This window comes from Qipengyuania sp. MTN3-11, from assembly GCF_042851825.1.
Classification (GTDB): Bacteria; Pseudomonadota; Alphaproteobacteria; order Sphingomonadales; family Sphingomonadaceae; genus Qipengyuania.
In genome coordinates this window covers 1,420,616-1,434,652 of the sequence record NZ_BTGM01000001.1, presented here as the reverse complement: position 1 = coordinate 1,434,652, position 14,037 = coordinate 1,420,616, and the positions used below count along the sequence as shown (strand labels likewise).

The 14,037-nt window shown below is 67.0% G+C and carries 15 protein-coding genes; 13 read left to right on the top strand and 2 right to left on the bottom strand.

What is annotated here, in order from left to right:
- The first annotated feature begins 10 nt into the window (after positions 1 to 10).
- The 10 genes from purB to ACGHN1_RS06870 all read left to right on the top strand — a co-directional run bounded on the left by purB (position 11) and on the right by ACGHN1_RS06870 (position 8,951).
- Positions 11 to 1,321, top strand: coding sequence for an adenylosuccinate lyase (gene purB, locus ACGHN1_RS06915; RefSeq protein ID WP_390549599.1), 1,311 nt, complete (start codon positions 11 to 13; stop codon positions 1,319 to 1,321).
- Positions 1,322 to 1,395: 74 nt separating this feature from the next.
- Positions 1,396 to 1,779, top strand: a complete 384-nt coding sequence (locus tag ACGHN1_RS06910; RefSeq protein ID WP_390549597.1) for a DUF1049 domain-containing protein — start codon at positions 1,396 to 1,398, stop codon at positions 1,777 to 1,779.
- Positions 1,776 to 2,453 (top strand): orotidine-5'-phosphate decarboxylase, encoded by a 678-nt coding sequence (gene pyrF / locus ACGHN1_RS06905; protein ID WP_390549595.1) that lies wholly within the window; start codon positions 1,776 to 1,778, stop codon positions 2,451 to 2,453. Before ACGHN1_RS06910 ends, pyrF begins: the two co-directional genes overlap by 4 nt.
- Positions 2,454 to 2,539: 86 nt before the next feature.
- A complete protein-coding gene (locus ACGHN1_RS06900; RefSeq protein WP_390549593.1) occupies positions 2,540 to 3,334 on the top strand; it encodes an SIMPL domain-containing protein in 795 nt (264 codons plus the stop codon).
- A gap of 40 nt (positions 3,335 to 3,374) precedes the next feature.
- A complete protein-coding gene (locus tag ACGHN1_RS06895; protein ID WP_390549591.1) occupies positions 3,375 to 4,022 on the top strand; it encodes a phosphoribosylanthranilate isomerase in 648 nt (215 codons plus the stop codon).
- Between the two features lie 250 nt (positions 4,023 to 4,272).
- Complete coding sequence (trpB, locus tag ACGHN1_RS06890; protein ID WP_390549589.1) at positions 4,273 to 5,490, top strand: tryptophan synthase subunit beta; 1,218 nt, start codon at positions 4,273 to 4,275, stop codon at positions 5,488 to 5,490.
- Positions 5,487 to 5,699, top strand: a complete 213-nt coding sequence (locus ACGHN1_RS06885; RefSeq protein WP_390549587.1) for a hypothetical protein — start codon at positions 5,487 to 5,489, stop codon at positions 5,697 to 5,699. The genes trpB and ACGHN1_RS06885 overlap by 4 nt, the downstream gene beginning before the upstream one ends.
- A 311-nt stretch (positions 5,700 to 6,010) precedes the next feature.
- The gene (gene trpA / locus ACGHN1_RS06880; RefSeq protein ID WP_390549585.1) at positions 6,011 to 6,811 is read left to right on the top strand and encodes a tryptophan synthase subunit alpha; all 801 of its coding nucleotides are present in this window, start codon (positions 6,011 to 6,013) and stop codon (positions 6,809 to 6,811) included.
- Positions 6,808 to 7,656 (top strand): acetyl-CoA carboxylase, carboxyltransferase subunit beta, encoded by an 849-nt coding sequence (gene accD / locus ACGHN1_RS06875; RefSeq protein WP_390549583.1) that lies wholly within the window; start codon positions 6,808 to 6,810, stop codon positions 7,654 to 7,656. Before trpA ends, accD begins: the two co-directional genes overlap by 4 nt.
- Before the next feature lie 5 nt (positions 7,657 to 7,661).
- Complete coding sequence (locus ACGHN1_RS06870; RefSeq protein WP_390549803.1) at positions 7,662 to 8,951, top strand: bifunctional folylpolyglutamate synthase/dihydrofolate synthase; 1,290 nt, start codon at positions 7,662 to 7,664, stop codon at positions 8,949 to 8,951.
- On the opposite strand, the gene ACGHN1_RS06865 is transcribed toward ACGHN1_RS06870, so the two are convergent.
- On the bottom strand, positions 8,948 to 10,681 hold the full coding sequence (locus ACGHN1_RS06865) for an AmpG family muropeptide MFS transporter (RefSeq protein ID WP_390549581.1): 1,734 nt from the start codon (positions 10,679 to 10,681) through the stop codon (positions 8,948 to 8,950). The genes ACGHN1_RS06870 and ACGHN1_RS06865 overlap by 4 nt on opposite strands.
- Before the next feature lie 72 nt (positions 10,682 to 10,753).
- Here ACGHN1_RS06865 and ACGHN1_RS06860 point away from each other — a divergent pair, with 72 nt between their 5' ends.
- From ACGHN1_RS06860 to rsmD, 3 genes are read left to right on the top strand one after another with little or no spacing between them, the layout of a single operon-like run.
- Positions 10,754 to 11,926, top strand: a complete 1,173-nt coding sequence (locus tag ACGHN1_RS06860) for an aromatic ring-hydroxylating dioxygenase subunit alpha (RefSeq protein WP_390549579.1) — start codon at positions 10,754 to 10,756, stop codon at positions 11,924 to 11,926.
- Between the two features lie 19 nt (positions 11,927 to 11,945).
- A complete protein-coding gene (locus ACGHN1_RS06855) occupies positions 11,946 to 12,716 on the top strand; it encodes a pseudouridine synthase (protein ID WP_390549577.1) in 771 nt (256 codons plus the stop codon).
- Positions 12,713 to 13,261, top strand: a complete 549-nt coding sequence (rsmD, locus tag ACGHN1_RS06850; RefSeq protein WP_390549575.1) for a 16S rRNA (guanine(966)-N(2))-methyltransferase RsmD — start codon at positions 12,713 to 12,715, stop codon at positions 13,259 to 13,261. Before ACGHN1_RS06855 ends, rsmD begins: the two co-directional genes overlap by 4 nt.
- Before the next feature lie 97 nt (positions 13,262 to 13,358).
- Here the strand turns inward: rsmD and ACGHN1_RS06845 are convergent, their stop codons facing one another.
- Positions 13,359 to 13,907 carry a hypothetical protein gene (locus ACGHN1_RS06845; protein ID WP_390549573.1) on the bottom strand — a complete coding sequence of 183 codons (549 nt, stop codon included), beginning with the start codon at positions 13,905 to 13,907 and terminating at the stop codon, positions 13,359 to 13,361.
- Between the last annotated feature and the right edge of the window lie 130 nt (positions 13,908 to 14,037).

Genomic DNA, 14,037 nt, shown 5'->3' with positions numbered 1-14,037 from the left:
CGGAGTTCGCATGGTCCCCCGTTACGCCCGCCCCGAAATGTCCGCGATATGGGAGCCCGAGGCGCGCTATCGCATCTGGTTCGAGATCGAGGCGCATGCGACCACCAAGCTCGGCGAACTCGGCGTGGTGCCGGAAAGTGCCGGCAAGGCACTGTGGGACTGGTGGGCGACCGATCCCGCGATCGACGTCGACGCGATCGATGCGATCGAGGCGGTGACCAAGCACGATGTGATCGCCTTCCTCACCTGGGTCGCCGAACAGGTGGGCGAGGAGGCGCGGTTCATGCACCAGGGCATGACCAGCTCCGATGTGCTCGACACCACGCTTGCCGTCCAGCTCGCCCGTGCGACCGACATCCTGCTCGCCGACATGGACGCGCTGCTCGGGGCGCTGAAGACCCGGGCGGAGGAGCATCGCTACACGCCCACCATCGGCCGCAGCCACGGTATCCACGCGGAACCGGTGACTTTCGGGCTCAAGCTGGCGCAGGCCTATGCCGAGTTCGAGCGCTGCCGCGCGCGGTTGTGGGACGCCCGGGCGGAAATCGCCACCTGTGCGATCTCGGGCGCGGTCGGGACCTTTGCCAATGTCGATCCCGAGGTCGAGGCCTATGTCGCCGAGAAGCTGGGCCTCGTTCCCGAGCCCATCTCCACCCAGGTGATCCCGCGCGACCGGCACGCGATGTTTTTCGCGACGCTGGCGGTGGTCGCGGGATCCATCGAGCGGCTGGCGGTCGAGATCCGCCATCTCCAGCGCACCGAGGTGCTGGAGGCCGAGGAGTATTTCTCGCCCGGCCAGAAGGGCAGCTCGGCGATGCCGCACAAGCGCAATCCGATCCTCACCGAGAACCTCACCGGCCAGGCACGGATGATCCGCGCCTATGCGCTGCCCGCGCTCGAAAACGTGGCGCTGTGGCACGAGCGGGACATCTCGCATTCCAGCGTCGAACGCTTCATCGGTCCCGACGCGACCATCACGCTCGACTTCGCGCTCGCCCGGCTGACCGGCGTGGTCGAGAAGCTGCTGGTCTATCCCGAGCGGATGCAGGCGAATTTGGACCGGATGGGCGGTCTCGTCCATTCGCAGCGCGTGCTGCTCGCACTGACCCAGGCCGGTGTCAGCCGCGAGAACGCCTATGCGATCGTCCAGCGCAACGCGATGAAGGTGTGGGAAAGCGACGGGCACCTCAAGCTGCTCGACCTGCTGAAGCAGGACGGCGAGGTCACCGCGGTACTGGGCGAGAGCGCGCTCGAGGAGAAGTTCGACCTCGCCTATCATTTCCGCCATGTCGACACGATTTTCGCGCGGGTGTTCGGATAGCGGATGCTGGACGCGCGCCCGCGCTTTGCCTAGCATCGCGGGAAAGCGCGCCGATACGAAGGGGTAGTCGACCCATGCAGATTCTCCGAACCGCATTCTGGGTGCTGATTTTGGTGCTCCTCCTGGTGTTCACCGCCTTCAACTGGAAGCCGGTCGAGGTGCAGCTGTGGGAGAACATGATCGTCGAGACGAAGGTCCCGGCGCTAGTGATCATCGCTTTCCTGATCGGCCTCGTCCCCACCTGGCTGCTCCACCGCGGCACCAAATGGCGCCTGCAGCGGCGGATCAACCAACTCGAGAGCGCCGCGCGTACCACCGCCGCGAACCGGTCTGCTCCGCCGCATGCCACGACCGGGGATGTCGCAACCGACACCGTGGTGGCCGAACCGGCCCCCGCCGCCCCGGTCCGGCCCGAACCAGACAACCCGGTCGATCCGGTACCCTCCGACGATCGATGAGCAACCCGATCTTTCTCGCGCTCGATCTGCCGCGGCTCGATGCGGCGAAGGCGCTGGCGGAGAAGGTCGGGCCACATATCGGCGGGATCAAGCTGGGGCTGGAATTCTTCAACGCCCACGGCGGCCACGGCGTCCACGAGATCGCCCATGCGACCGGCCTGCCGATCTTCCTCGATCTCAAGCTGCACGACATTCCCAACACCGTCGCCGGGGCGATGCAGGCGATCCACGTGCTCGAACCGGCGATCGTCACCGTCCATGCCTGCGGCGGGCGCGCGATGATGGAGGATGCGAAGGCCGCCGCCGGCGAACATTGCAAGGTCGTGGCCGTCACCATGCTCACCAGCCTCGACGAACGCGACCTGAAGGCGACCGGGATAGACGGCTCGCCGCACGATCATGTCATGCGGCTGACGGAGCTGGCGCACAGGTCGGGACTCGATGGCGTGGTCTGCTCGGGCGAGGAAGTGGCGGCGGTCCATCGCCAGTGGAAGGACGGGTTCTTCGTCGTTCCGGGGCTGCGGCTGCCGGGCGGAGCGACCGGCGACCAGAAGCGCGTCGTCACCCCGCGCAAGGCGCGCGACGATGGCGCGAGCGTGCTTGTGATCGGCCGCCCGATCAGCCGGGCCGACGATCCGCTCGCCGCCGCGCGCGAGATCGAGGCGACGCTCTGACCGCTTCGGAAACGATGCATTCACGGGCCAGCAAGCGATGCTGCGCGATCCCGCCCTTCCCACCGAACAATCGGGAGTTACCGACCATGCGTGCCGCATTCCTCTTCCTAGCCGCTTCCGCTGCCACGCTGCCGCTTGCTCCGCTTTCGGCGCAGGTGGTGCAACCGGAGGTCGCGATCCCCGCCAACCATACCGTCCTCACCGTCAACGGCTCGGGCGAATCGATGCGCGCGCCGGACATGGCGATCTTTAGCGCCGGGGTGACGAGCCAGGGCACCACCGCCGCCGATGCGCTGGGCCAGAACTCGCGGGCCATGGAGCAGGTGATCGCCGCCCTGCGCCGCGCCGGGATTGCCGAGCGCGACATCCAGACCAGCAATCTCTCGATCAATCCGGTTTACCGCGACCCCAACCGCGAGGCGGCGCTGCGGGCGCAGAGCGGACAGCCCTACGTCCCCCCCGCCCCCGAGGACCAGATCCCGACCATCATCGGCTATCAGGTGAACAACACCGTCTCGGTCCGCCAGCGCGAACTGGGCGAATACGGCCGGATCATCGACACGCTGGCGAGCGCCGGTGCCAACCAGATCAACGGCCCGAACTTCCAGCTCGACGAGCCCGAACCGGCGCTCGACGAGGCCCGGCGCGACGCCATGGCGGATGCCCGCCGCAAGGCCGAACTGCTCGCCGGTTCCGCCGGCCTGCGGATCGTGCGGATCGTCTCGATCACCGAGGGCGGCGGCCATTACGGTCCCCCGCCGATGGCCTTCGCGCGGATGGCGGCGGATTCCGCTCCGCCCCCGCCCCCGCCTGCTCCCGTGCAGCCCGGCGAACTGGAAATGAACGCCAGTGTCACCGTGGTCTACGAGCTCGCCCCGTGAGGCTTTCGCGCCGCGTTAGCTTGGCCTAGGAGCGCGGCCCATGGCCACCGAAGTGAAGATCTGCGGGCTCTCGACGCCCGAAACCCTCGATGCCGCGGTCGATGCCGGCGCGACCCATGTCGGCATCGTGCAATACGAGAAAAGCCCGCGTCACGTCCCGCTGGCGGAGGCTGCCAAATTGCGCCGCCGCGTGCCGCCCGAGGTTAAGCTGGTCCTGGTGGTCGTCGGAATGGAGCCCGCGGAACTCGCCCGTGCCTACGAGGCCGTGCGCCCAGACGTCATCCAGTTCCATGGCGGGGAAACGCCGGAATGGATGACGCTTGCGAAGCAACACATGCTGGTCGAGACCTGGAGAGCCGTCGGTCTGCGCGAGGAAAAAACGCTCGAGAACTCCCGGAAATTCGTGGGCGCCTGCGACCGTCTGCTGTTCGATGCCCCGGCCACGCCGGTGCCGGGTGGCCTGCCGGGCGGCAACGGTGTTTCCTTCCGTTGGGACATTCTCGACGGGTGGAACGCGTATATGCCCTGGGGCCTGGCCGGGGGACTGACGGCCGACAACGTCGGCGAAGCCATCCGCCGGACCGGGGCGACGCTGGTCGATGCCTCGAGCGGAGTCGAGGACGAACCGGGCGTCAAGAACCCCTCCAAGATCAAGGCGTTCGTCGAGGCAGTTCGCAACGTATCGTAAGACGGGCGGCTCCCCCGGATGGAGGAACCGCCCGTCGCTCGGGCCGGATTGGGGGGATTGGTCGGGGTCGGGGACCATCCGGCCGGAGTTGAAACGCTGCTCGCGTGTTACCGATCTATCGTGTTGCCGTGCGATGGCAATAATACACTCGACGAACGACCCATCGCGTCCGATCGGGGCGTGCAAGGACCTTATTCCGGTTTCACAGGATGCTGGACAGCGCTCCAGGCATTTGCGAAGCCGCCGGGCGATGAACGATCCCCAGCCCAATTCCTTCCGCAACATGCCCGACGAGCGCGGGCATTTTGGCGATTACGGCGGGCGCTATGTCGCCGAGACGCTGATGCCGCTGGTGCTCGACCTCGAACGCGAATACCGCGCGGCGCAGGCCGATCCCGCGTTCGACGCGCAGTTCCAGGACCTGCTCGAACATTATGTCGGCCGCCCGAGCCCGCTGTATTTCGCGGAACGTCTGACTGACGCGCTCGGCGGCGCGCAAGTGTGGTTCAAGCGCGACGAATTGAACCACACGGGCGCGCACAAGATCAACAATTGCATCGGGCAAATCCTGCTCGCGATCCGCATGGGCAAGACCCGCATCATCGCGGAAACCGGCGCGGGTCAGCACGGCGTCGCGACCGCCACGGTCTGCGCGCGTTTCGGCCTGCCCTGCACGGTGTTCATGGGCGCGGAGGACGTGCGGCGGCAGTCGCCCAACGTATTCCGCATGAAGCTGCTGGGCGCCGAAGTCCGTCCCGTCACCGCCGGGCGTGGTACGCTCAAGGACGCGATGAACGAGGCGCTGCGCGACTGGGTCGCGAACGTCCACGACACTTTCTACATCATCGGCACCGCTGCGGGCCCGCACCCTTACCCGGAGCTGGTGCGCGATTTCCAGAGCGTGATCGGCAAGGAAGCGCGCGCGCAGTTGCAGGACCGCATCGGCCGCCTGCCCGACCTGCTGGTCGCGGCGATCGGCGGCGGCAGCAACGCGCTCGGCCTGTTCCACCCTTTCCTAGACGACGCGGACGTGAAGATGCTCGGTGTCGAGGCGGCGGGTCACGGGCTCGACGGGAGCGAACACGCCGCCAGCCTGCTCGGCGGTTTCCCCGGCGTGCTCCACGGCAACCGCACCTACCTGTTGCAGGACGAGGACGGCCAGATCGTCGAAGGTCACTCGATCAGCGCGGGTCTGGATTATCCGGGCATCGGCCCCGAACACGCCTGGCTCAAGGACATGGAGCGGGTCGAATACACCGCCGTGACCGACGACGAAGCGCTTGAGGCGTTCCAGCTTTTGTGCCGGACCGAGGGCATCATTCCCGCGCTCGAACCCAGCCACGCGATCGCCGCGGTCGCCAAGCGCGCGAAGGAAATGGACCGCGAGCAGATCATCCTCGCCAACCTCTGCGGCCGCGGCGACAAGGACATCTTCACCGTCGCGGAAAAGCTGGGAGTGGAGATGTGAGCAGCCTCCTCAAGTCCACTGGAACGGCTTTGATGCTCGCGGCGGTTCAAACGGTCGTCATTGTGCCGATCGTCAGCTGGCTTTTCGGCAACGGATTTAGATTGGGCTTCGAAGACGCAAAGTTCTTTTTCGCCTTCCTTGCGGTTATCCTCTTCAATCGATGGCTTAGCGGGCGCGACGCAAAACGGCAGTTTGAACCCAGCCCGTGACCCTCTCCTCAACTGTGTTTCCTAAACACCATCCACTCTCGTCACCCCGGACTTGATCCGGGGTCCAGCTTCTTCCTGCGCGGCGCTCAAGGCAGCGGGACCCCGGCTCGGGGGCCGGGGTGACGGTGGGGTGGGGGCTGTCCTACATGGCAATGGATGTGCCATCCTCGCTTAATGACCGCTGCAAATCTCTTCTCGATGCCCGATCGCCGACCCCCGCTCGCCCCCGCCGATTTTTCTTCTCCTGAACCGTGTAACACCTGTAACACCCTTCAGCTTCGACAGCTCCAACCTGAACGATAGACCCCCGCATGACCTCCCCCACTCGCCTCTCCGCTGCCTTCGCCAAGCCCCACCCCGCCCTCGTCTGCTTCGTCACCGCGGGTGACGGCGACACCGCGACCAATCTCGATGCGCTGGTCGAAGGCGGCGCGGACGTGATCGAGCTGGGGATGCCCTTTACCGATCCGATGGCCGATGGTCCGGCGATCCAGAACGCCAACATCCGCTCGCTCGGAGCTGGGACGACCACGGCCGACGTGTTCGCCATCGCGACCGCGTTCCGCGAGCGCCACCCCGAAACGCCGCTGGTTCTGATGGGCTATGCCAATCCGATGGTGCGGCGCGGGCCCGAATGGTTCGCGGATCAGTGCCGGAAGGCGGGCGTCGACGGGGTCATCTGCGTCGATATCCCGCCCGAGGAGGACGAGGCGCTCGGCCCCGCTCTGCGCGCCGCAGGGATCGCCCCGATCCGCCTCGCCACGCCGACCACGGATCACAAGCGCTTGCCGCAGGTAATCGCGGGCAGCGAGGGTTTCCTCTACTACGTCTCGGTCGCCGGTATCACCGGCAAGCAGCAGGCCGCGCAGCAGAGCATCGAGGATGCGGTGGCGATCCTCAAAGCCGCGACCGACCTTCCCGTGGCGGTCGGCTTCGGGGTGCGCACGCCCGAACAGGCCGGCGCGATCGCGTGCGTCGCGGACGGCGTCGTGGTCGGTTCGGCGCTGGTGGAACTGGTCGGCGAACACGGAGCGGATGCGCCGCGGCACCTGCGCACCCTCACCGCCGGTCTTGCCAAGGCGGTGCATTCCGCCGCAAGGACGAGCGCATGAACTGGTTCACCCGCGTCCGCAATTCGCTGTCCTTCCTGCCCAAGCGGGCATCGGAGAAGGACCTATGGATCAAATGTCCGTCCTGCCAGGAGATGATCTTCGCGCAGGAGTATCACGACAACGACGACGTCTGCCCGCGCTGCGAGCATCACGGCCGCATCGGCGCGGACCGGCGGCTGGAACTGCTGCTCGACGGGGGTTACGTGGTCATGGACCAGCCCGACGTCCGCGAGGATCCGCTCAAGTTCAAGGATACCGCCAAGTATACCGACCGGCTGAAGAAGGCGCGCGCCAAGAGCCCGCACAAGGATGCCTTCGTGGTCGGCTTCGGTTCGATCGAAGGCCGCGCGGCGGTGGTCGGCGTGCAGGACTTCACCTTCATGGGCGGCAGCATGGGCATGGCGGTGGGCACCGCCTTCTGCAAGGGCGCGGAACAGGCGCTCAGCCTCGGCTGCCCCTACGTCGTCGTTACCGCGGCGGGCGGCGCGCGGATGCAGGAAGGCATTCTCAGCCTGATGCAGATGCCAAAGGCGACGGTGATGACCCGACGCCTCAAGGAAGCCGGCCTGCCCTACATCGTGGTGCTGACCGACCCGACCACGGGCGGCGTCACGGCGAGCTATGCCATGCTGGGCGATTTGCACATCGCCGAACCGGGCGCGCTTATCGGCTTTGCCGGCCAGCGGGTGATCAAGGACACGATCCGCGAGCAGCTCCCCGAAGGCTTCCAGCGCGCCGAGTATCTCCACAAGCATGGCATGGTCGACATGGTCGTCCCCCGCCACGAGCTGAAGGACATGCTGGCGACGGTCATCGACTATTTGCAGCCGAGGAAGGCGGCCTAGGCGCCCTGCGCGACTTCGCGACCTCCGCCGATCCAGCCGTGCAGGCTCAGCTCGACCGGCTGGCGGCGCTCAGCGTGCCGCAGGGGCGGCTGGGGCTCGATACGATCCGCGCGCTGCTGGGCCGGCTTGGCGATCCGCATCTGCGCCTGCCCCCGGTGTTTCATGTCGCGGGGACCAACGGCAAAGGCTCGGTCTGCGCCTTTCTGCGCGCCATGCTGGAGGCGGAGGGCAGGCGCGTCCATGTCACCACCAGCCCGCATCTGGTGCGCTACAACGAGCGCATCCGGGTGGCCGGCGAGCTGATCGACGACGCGCGGCTCGCTGCGCTGCTGGCAGTGGTGCTGGATGCGGGGGAAGACCTGAGCCCCAGCTTCTTCGAGGTGACCATCGCCGCCGCCTTCGCCGAGTTCGCCCGCGTCCCCGCCGACGCCTGCGTGGTCGAGGTCGGGCTCGGCGGGCGGTTCGATGCGACCAATGTGCTGCCCGCTCCCGCCGCCTGCGGCATCGCGGCGCTGGGCATCGATCACGAACGCTTCCTGCTCGCGCCCGAAGAAGGAACGCCGGAGGTGCCGCTGGCCCGGATCGCATTCGAGAAGGCCGGCATTGCCAAGACCGGCAGCCCGCTTGTCACTTTGAGCTATCCGGCCGAGGCCGAGCTCGAGATCGAGCGCGCGGCGATGACCCACGGAGCGCCGCTGGCGATGCGCGGGCGGCACTGGTCGATGAGCGCCACTGCAACCGCCCTGCACTACGCCGATCGGCACGGCGAGCTGGCCTTGCCGCTTCCCGCCCTTCCCGGCGCGCATCAGGCCGAAAACGCGGCGCTCGCCATCGCCATGCTGCGGCATCAGGACCGGATCTCGGTCTCGCGCGACGCCATGGCGCAGGGACTGCGCAGCGCGAAATGGCCGGCGCGGCTGCAGCGGCTGGCGCCCGGCCCGCTCACCGGCGACCGGATCGTCTGGCTCGACGGCGGACACAACCCCAGCGCGGGCGAGGTCCTGGCCCGGCACTTCGCCGGCGAGCGGCTCCACCTCGTCATCGGCATGCTCGAGGCGAAGGATCCCGCGGCGCTGATCTCGCCGCTCGGCGAAGCCATCGCCTCGGTCACCGTCGTCCCGGTGCCGGGGCACGACTGGCACGCGGCCAGCGCCTTCGGACCGGGCGCACGCTCCGCATCCGATGTCGTCGAGGCTCTCGCCTCGCTCCCGGCCGACAGCCTGCCGGTGCTGGTATCCGGCTCGCTCTACCTCGCGGGCGAAGTCCTCCGACTCAATCGCGAGCTGCCGGACTAGCCCTGGCTCGCGGCCAGTTCGGGCGTGGCATCGGCAGCCACCACGCCGCTCCGCGCTCCGGCCCGGCGCTCGCGAATCCATTCGAGGATGCACAGCACCACCGCCACCATGCCGATCAGCATGGTGAAGATGAAGACGTCGTAATAGCCGCGCTCCTCGATCATCTCGCCCAGCGCCCCGCGCCCGAGCGTGCCGACCAGCAGCGTAAGCGAGGCGAGCAGGGCATATTGCACCGCCGAATAGCCCTTGGCGACGATGCTCGAGAGCCAGGCGATATAGGCCGCGCCTGCGATGCCGATGGCAAGGTTCTCGCCGCCGATCACGATCATCAGCCGCGCCAGCCTCTCGCTGCCGCCGGGGAATTGCATCACCGCCCAGGTGAACCCGATCGCATCGCTCACCGCCTGCATCGTCGCCCCGCCGAGGGCGAGATCGGCATAGAGCAGATTGGTCACCGCGGCGAGGAAGGCGCCGAGCGTCAGCGTGAACATCCGTCCCAGCGCGGTGATCATCCAGCCACCGAGCGCGAGCCCGAGGATGATCGCGCCGACGCCGAAGAACTTCGACGCCACCGCCACCTCGTCGAGGGTGTACTCGAGCTCGCCGAGATAGAAGGGATAGGCGAAGGTACCCCAGATCGCGTCGGTGATCCGGTAGGTCAGGACCAGCGCCAGCACCAGCACCAGCGACCAGCCCATCCGTCCGACGAATTCGACCAGCGGCAACAGCAATGCGCGGTAGAGTTGGTCGAGGATCAGCCCGTCGCGCTTCCCGGCGACGCGGTCGCTGGTGACCACATGCCTGCCCTCGCGCCGCAACTTGACCAGCCAGGCGGCGATGAAGGCGGGAAGAATGATCGTCGCGGCGATGATCAGCGGGCCGAAAGTGGCGGTGAATTCGGTCGGATCGGGGCGCAGTTCCGGCGCGTAGGTCATCGAGCGGACCATGAACACCAGCACCGTGCCGATCGCCCAGGCCCACAGCAGGCCGACCGCGAGCAGCGCCCAGTTGCGCACCCGAGGCTCGACCTCGCCGACCTCGTAGAGCTCGGCGGTGCGCTTCTCGTTCTCGATCGTCGCCGCCCCCTTGTCGACATCCGCATCGGGGGCGAACAGCCCGGCAAAGCCGATGGCGAGCATCAGCGCGCCCATCACCACATAGGTTTGCGGCCAGCCGATCCGTTCGGCGATGATCAGGCCCAGCGCCCCGCCGACAAGGGCGGCGAAGCGGAACCCCATCTGCGTCACGGTGGACAGGATGTCGATCGTCGCTTCGTCGTCGGCGATGTCGATGCGCCAGGCGTTGATAACGATGTCCTGCGTCGCGCTGGCGAAGGCGCCGATGCCGGCGAGCAGGCTGAACCAGGCGAGCTGGCTTCTGGGTTCGAGCAGCGACATCGTCACCAGGATCACGCCCAGCAGCAATTGCATCGGCGCGATCCATTGCTTGCGCTTGCCGAGTTTCCTCAGACCGGGAATGTCCACCCGATCGACCAGCGGAGACCACAGGAACTGAAAGGCGTAGGCGAGACCGATGAGCGAGAACACGCCCATCGTCTCCAGATCGACCTCAGCCTCGGTCAACCAGGCATAGAGCGTCCCGAGAAACAGGGCGAACGGAAGACCGCTGGCGAAGCCGAACAGCAGCATGAAGCCCGTCTTGCGGTTGTTCAACGCCAGCTTCAGCGCCTGCCAGCTGCTCTTCTTTTTCTCGACCACAGCTTCGGCCATTCCCTAGCGTCCTTCCATTTCGGCGAATTTTTTGCGACTCTAGCAGCGTCCCAAGCGAAAGGAACCTGAACGATGGGCCTATCCGGAACGCTGTCGGCCTCGCGCCGACCGACCGACGGGCAGCTCGAACTCGCCCGCCAGGTTGCGGCTGGCGGAGCCAAGCCAGACGCTGCGATCCGCAAGGTTCCGGCGTCGGTCTATACCGACCCGGATTACTGGCAGCGGGAGAAGCGCGCGATCTTCGACCGGCTGCCGCAAATCCTGTGTCCGACCGCGCTGGTGCCCGAAGCCGGGATGGCGGTGCCGCACGATGCGACCGGACGGCCGCTGCTGATCACCCGCGATGGCGATGGCCAGGCCCACGTCTTCCTCAACGTCTGCCGCCACCGCGGCACGAGGCTGGTCGAGGGCAACGAGGTCCAGTGCACGAAGAAGCTCGTCTGTCCCTATCACGCCTGGACCTATGCCGTGGACGGCAGGCTGCTCGCCCTTCCCCGCTCCGACAGCTTCCCAGGGCTCGCGAAGGACGAATACGGTCTGGTCGAACTGCCCAGCCTCGAGAGCGGAGGGCTGATCTGGTTCAGTCCCCAGCCCGATCCGGACTGGACGGACGCGCGCACGATCGGCGCCGACATGGACGCCTTCGGGACCGCGGATCATGTGCTGTTTCGCCGCAAGACCCACACGGTCCGCGGGAACTGGAAGCTGATCATGGACGCCTTCCTCGAAAGCTATCACGTGACCCGGCTGCACGCGAAGACCATCGGCCCGTTCTTCAAGGACGGGGTGACCAGCGGCGATCAGGTCGGCCCGCACAGCCGCAGCGCGGTCGGGCGGCTCGAGGAGATGGAAACCGTCGATCTCCACGACATGGCGGCGCTCCGCCGGGTGGTCACCTTCGCCTATCAGATGCTGCCGGGTGCCTTGATCATCCCCAGCCCCGATTACGTCAACGTCATGACGATGATGCCCCGGTCCCACGACCTCACGCTGGTCGAGGATTTCATGCTGATTCCCGAGGAGCCAGCCCCCGATTCCTCTGGCGACAAGGCTCGCGACCACTGGGAACGCAGCTGGGCGCTGCTCGACGGCGGCGTCTTCGCCAGCGAGGATTTTCGCGCCGCGGAACTCGGCCAGCAGGGGCTCGCGAGCGGAGCGGTGGAAGAACTGACGATCGGCACGCTCGAAGGCGGGGTTCGCCGCTACCACGAGATCGTCGAGGAGGCGTTGCGCGCCGCGAACTGAGCGCCTAGTCGCCGCGCCCATGGCCGAGAAACCATCCGACAGACTGCCCGAAGCCGGCGACCGGATCGCCAAACTGCTTGCGCGCGCCGGCATCGCCAGCCGCCGCGTGGTGGAGCGGATGATCGCCGATGGGCGCGTGGCGGTGGAGGGCAAGGTGCTGGATACGCCCGCGGTGAAGCTTACCGACCTCAGAGGGGTGACGGTGGACGGCAAGCCCGTGGCCAAGCCGGAACCCGCACGGTTGTTCCGCTTCCACAAGCCTGCCGGCCTGCTGACGGCCGAGCGCGATCCCAAGGGGCGGCCGACGATCTACACGGCGCTGCGCAACGCTCTGCCCAACGGGACCCCACGCCTGATGCCCGTGGGCAGGCTCGACTGGAGCACCGAGGGTCTGCTCCTCCTCACCAACGACGGCGAGCTGAAGCGCGCAATGGAACTGCCTTCCAGCGGAGTGCCGCGCAGCTACCGCGCCCGCGCCTTCGGCGAGATCACCCAGGCCCGGCTGGACGAGCTCATCGAAGGCGTGACCATCGATGGAGTGAACTACGGTAAGATCGAAGCCGATCTCGAACGCGGTGGCAAGGGTCGCAACAACTGGATCGAGATGACGCTGACCGAAGGCAAGAACCGCGAGGTGCGCCGGGTGCTCGAACATCTCGGGCTCGAGGTGAACCGACTGATCCGCACGTCCTACGGCCCCTTCCCGCTCGCCGACCTGCCGCGCGGCCAGGCGCAGGAAGTGCGCAGCGGCGAGGTCGAGCGCTTTCGCAAAACACTCGATCGCCGATGAGGATCGTGGCCGGGGACTGGCGGGGCCGGACGCTGGTCGCGCCCAAGGGCGAGCTCACCCGCCCGACCGCCGACCGCACCCGCGAAACCCTGTTCAACATGCTGGCGAGCCGGCTCGGCTCGTTCGAGGGTCTCGCCGTCGCCGACCTCTTCGCCGGTTCGGGAGCGCTTGGTTTCGAGGCACTGTCCCGCGGGGCGGCCCATTGCCTCTTCGTCGAACAGGAATCGCGCGCGGTCGAAGCGATCCGGACCAACGCGAAGAAGCTGGGTGCGGAGCGGAAGATCACTATCCGCTCCGGCTCGGTCATGGCGCTCGGACCGGCCAGCGCGGCCCTCGACATCCTGTTGCTCGATCCGCCATACGGCACCGGCGCGGGACAGGTGGCTCTCGACCGGATGCTGCGACTGGGCTGGATCGGTCAGGCGAGCTGGATCGCCTTGGAAACGGGCGCGCGCGAGGACGTCGAAGTCAAGGGTCTGGCAGTGGATGCCGTCCGTCAGGTCGGGAAGGCGAAATTGACCTTGCTCCGATACGCCCCGGATTAATGCACAACGGGAAAAGGGCGGAGCCGCCGCGGCGGCTCCGCCCCTCCACGCTACGCGCTACACCTTTGATCCAAGGGAGCGCGAGCTGGAACTTGGCTCAGTTGCTGGCACTTTCGCCCGGCCAGTAATTCAGCGGACGTGTGCCGGTCTTCCGTGCTTCCCAGGAATTGATGCAATTGTCCTGTTCGTTGGGTTCGCAGATCGGAACTTCGCCGGTCGGCGGGCCCTGATCGCCTGGTGTCGGTTGCACTCGCGCGTTGGAGACGAACCGAATATTTCCAGCAGACGCCATCGGTGCCGCGGTGGATGTGGTCGTCGCGGCGGTAGCCGCAGCCGAGCCGCTCATCTGGTTCATGATCGAGGTCCAGGCCGCGGCGCGCTGTTCCGGAGTCATCCCTACGATCCGCACGCGCTGCTCGTCGTTGAGAGCCCACCAGCCGCGCTGCTGGTTGGCGTTCAGCGTCCAATAGTAGGTCTTGGCTTCCATCGGCCAGGCGTCGTAGGTCGTCTGTCGATCAGCGGGCCAGCCGTCGTACATGGTCTGTTGGGCGGTCGTCATGCCCATCTCGCCGGTCTGGGAAACGGCGGGCGCGGCCGACATAGCGAGGCCGACGGCGGCGCTGGCAGCAAGCAGAGTCTTCATCATGTTACGCTCCTTCTCGGGGTGTATGCTGCAAAGGCAACGGGTTTGGTCCCCTGCCGGTTCCGAAATCCGCCTCCGCCCGGCCTCGGCTGGCCGTACACGCTTGCACGGAAGAGCCTCGTTCTCTACCTGT

Excerpts from the sequence above, each read along its gene's own strand:
- ACGHN1_RS06860 (WP_390549579.1), top strand. The coding sequence starts at position 10,754 with ATGGGCCTATCCGGAACGCTGTCGGCCTCGCGCCGACCGACCGACGGG.
- ACGHN1_RS06865 (WP_390549581.1), bottom strand. The coding sequence starts at position 10,681 with ATGGCCGAAGCTGTGGTCGAGAAAAAGAAGAGCAGCTGGCAGGCGCTG.
- rsmD (WP_390549575.1), top strand. The coding sequence starts at position 12,713 with ATGAGGATCGTGGCCGGGGACTGGCGGGGCCGGACGCTGGTCGCGCCC.
- pyrF (WP_390549595.1), top strand. The coding sequence starts at position 1,776 with ATGAGCAACCCGATCTTTCTCGCGCTCGATCTGCCGCGGCTCGATGCG.
- purB (WP_390549599.1), top strand. The coding sequence starts at position 11 with ATGGTCCCCCGTTACGCCCGCCCCGAAATGTCCGCGATATGGGAGCCC.
- ACGHN1_RS06895 (WP_390549591.1), top strand. The coding sequence starts at position 3,375 with ATGGCCACCGAAGTGAAGATCTGCGGGCTCTCGACGCCCGAAACCCTC.
- ACGHN1_RS06855 (WP_390549577.1), top strand. The coding sequence starts at position 11,946 with ATGGCCGAGAAACCATCCGACAGACTGCCCGAAGCCGGCGACCGGATC.
- ACGHN1_RS06910 (WP_390549597.1), top strand. The coding sequence starts at position 1,396 with ATGCAGATTCTCCGAACCGCATTCTGGGTGCTGATTTTGGTGCTCCTC.
- ACGHN1_RS06900 (WP_390549593.1), top strand. The coding sequence starts at position 2,540 with ATGCGTGCCGCATTCCTCTTCCTAGCCGCTTCCGCTGCCACGCTGCCG.
- trpA (WP_390549585.1), top strand. The coding sequence starts at position 6,011 with ATGACCTCCCCCACTCGCCTCTCCGCTGCCTTCGCCAAGCCCCACCCC.
- accD (WP_390549583.1), top strand. The coding sequence starts at position 6,808 with ATGAACTGGTTCACCCGCGTCCGCAATTCGCTGTCCTTCCTGCCCAAG.
- trpB (WP_390549589.1), top strand. The coding sequence starts at position 4,273 with ATGAACGATCCCCAGCCCAATTCCTTCCGCAACATGCCCGACGAGCGC.
- ACGHN1_RS06845 (WP_390549573.1), bottom strand. The coding sequence starts at position 13,907 with ATGATGAAGACTCTGCTTGCTGCCAGCGCCGCCGTCGGCCTCGCTATG.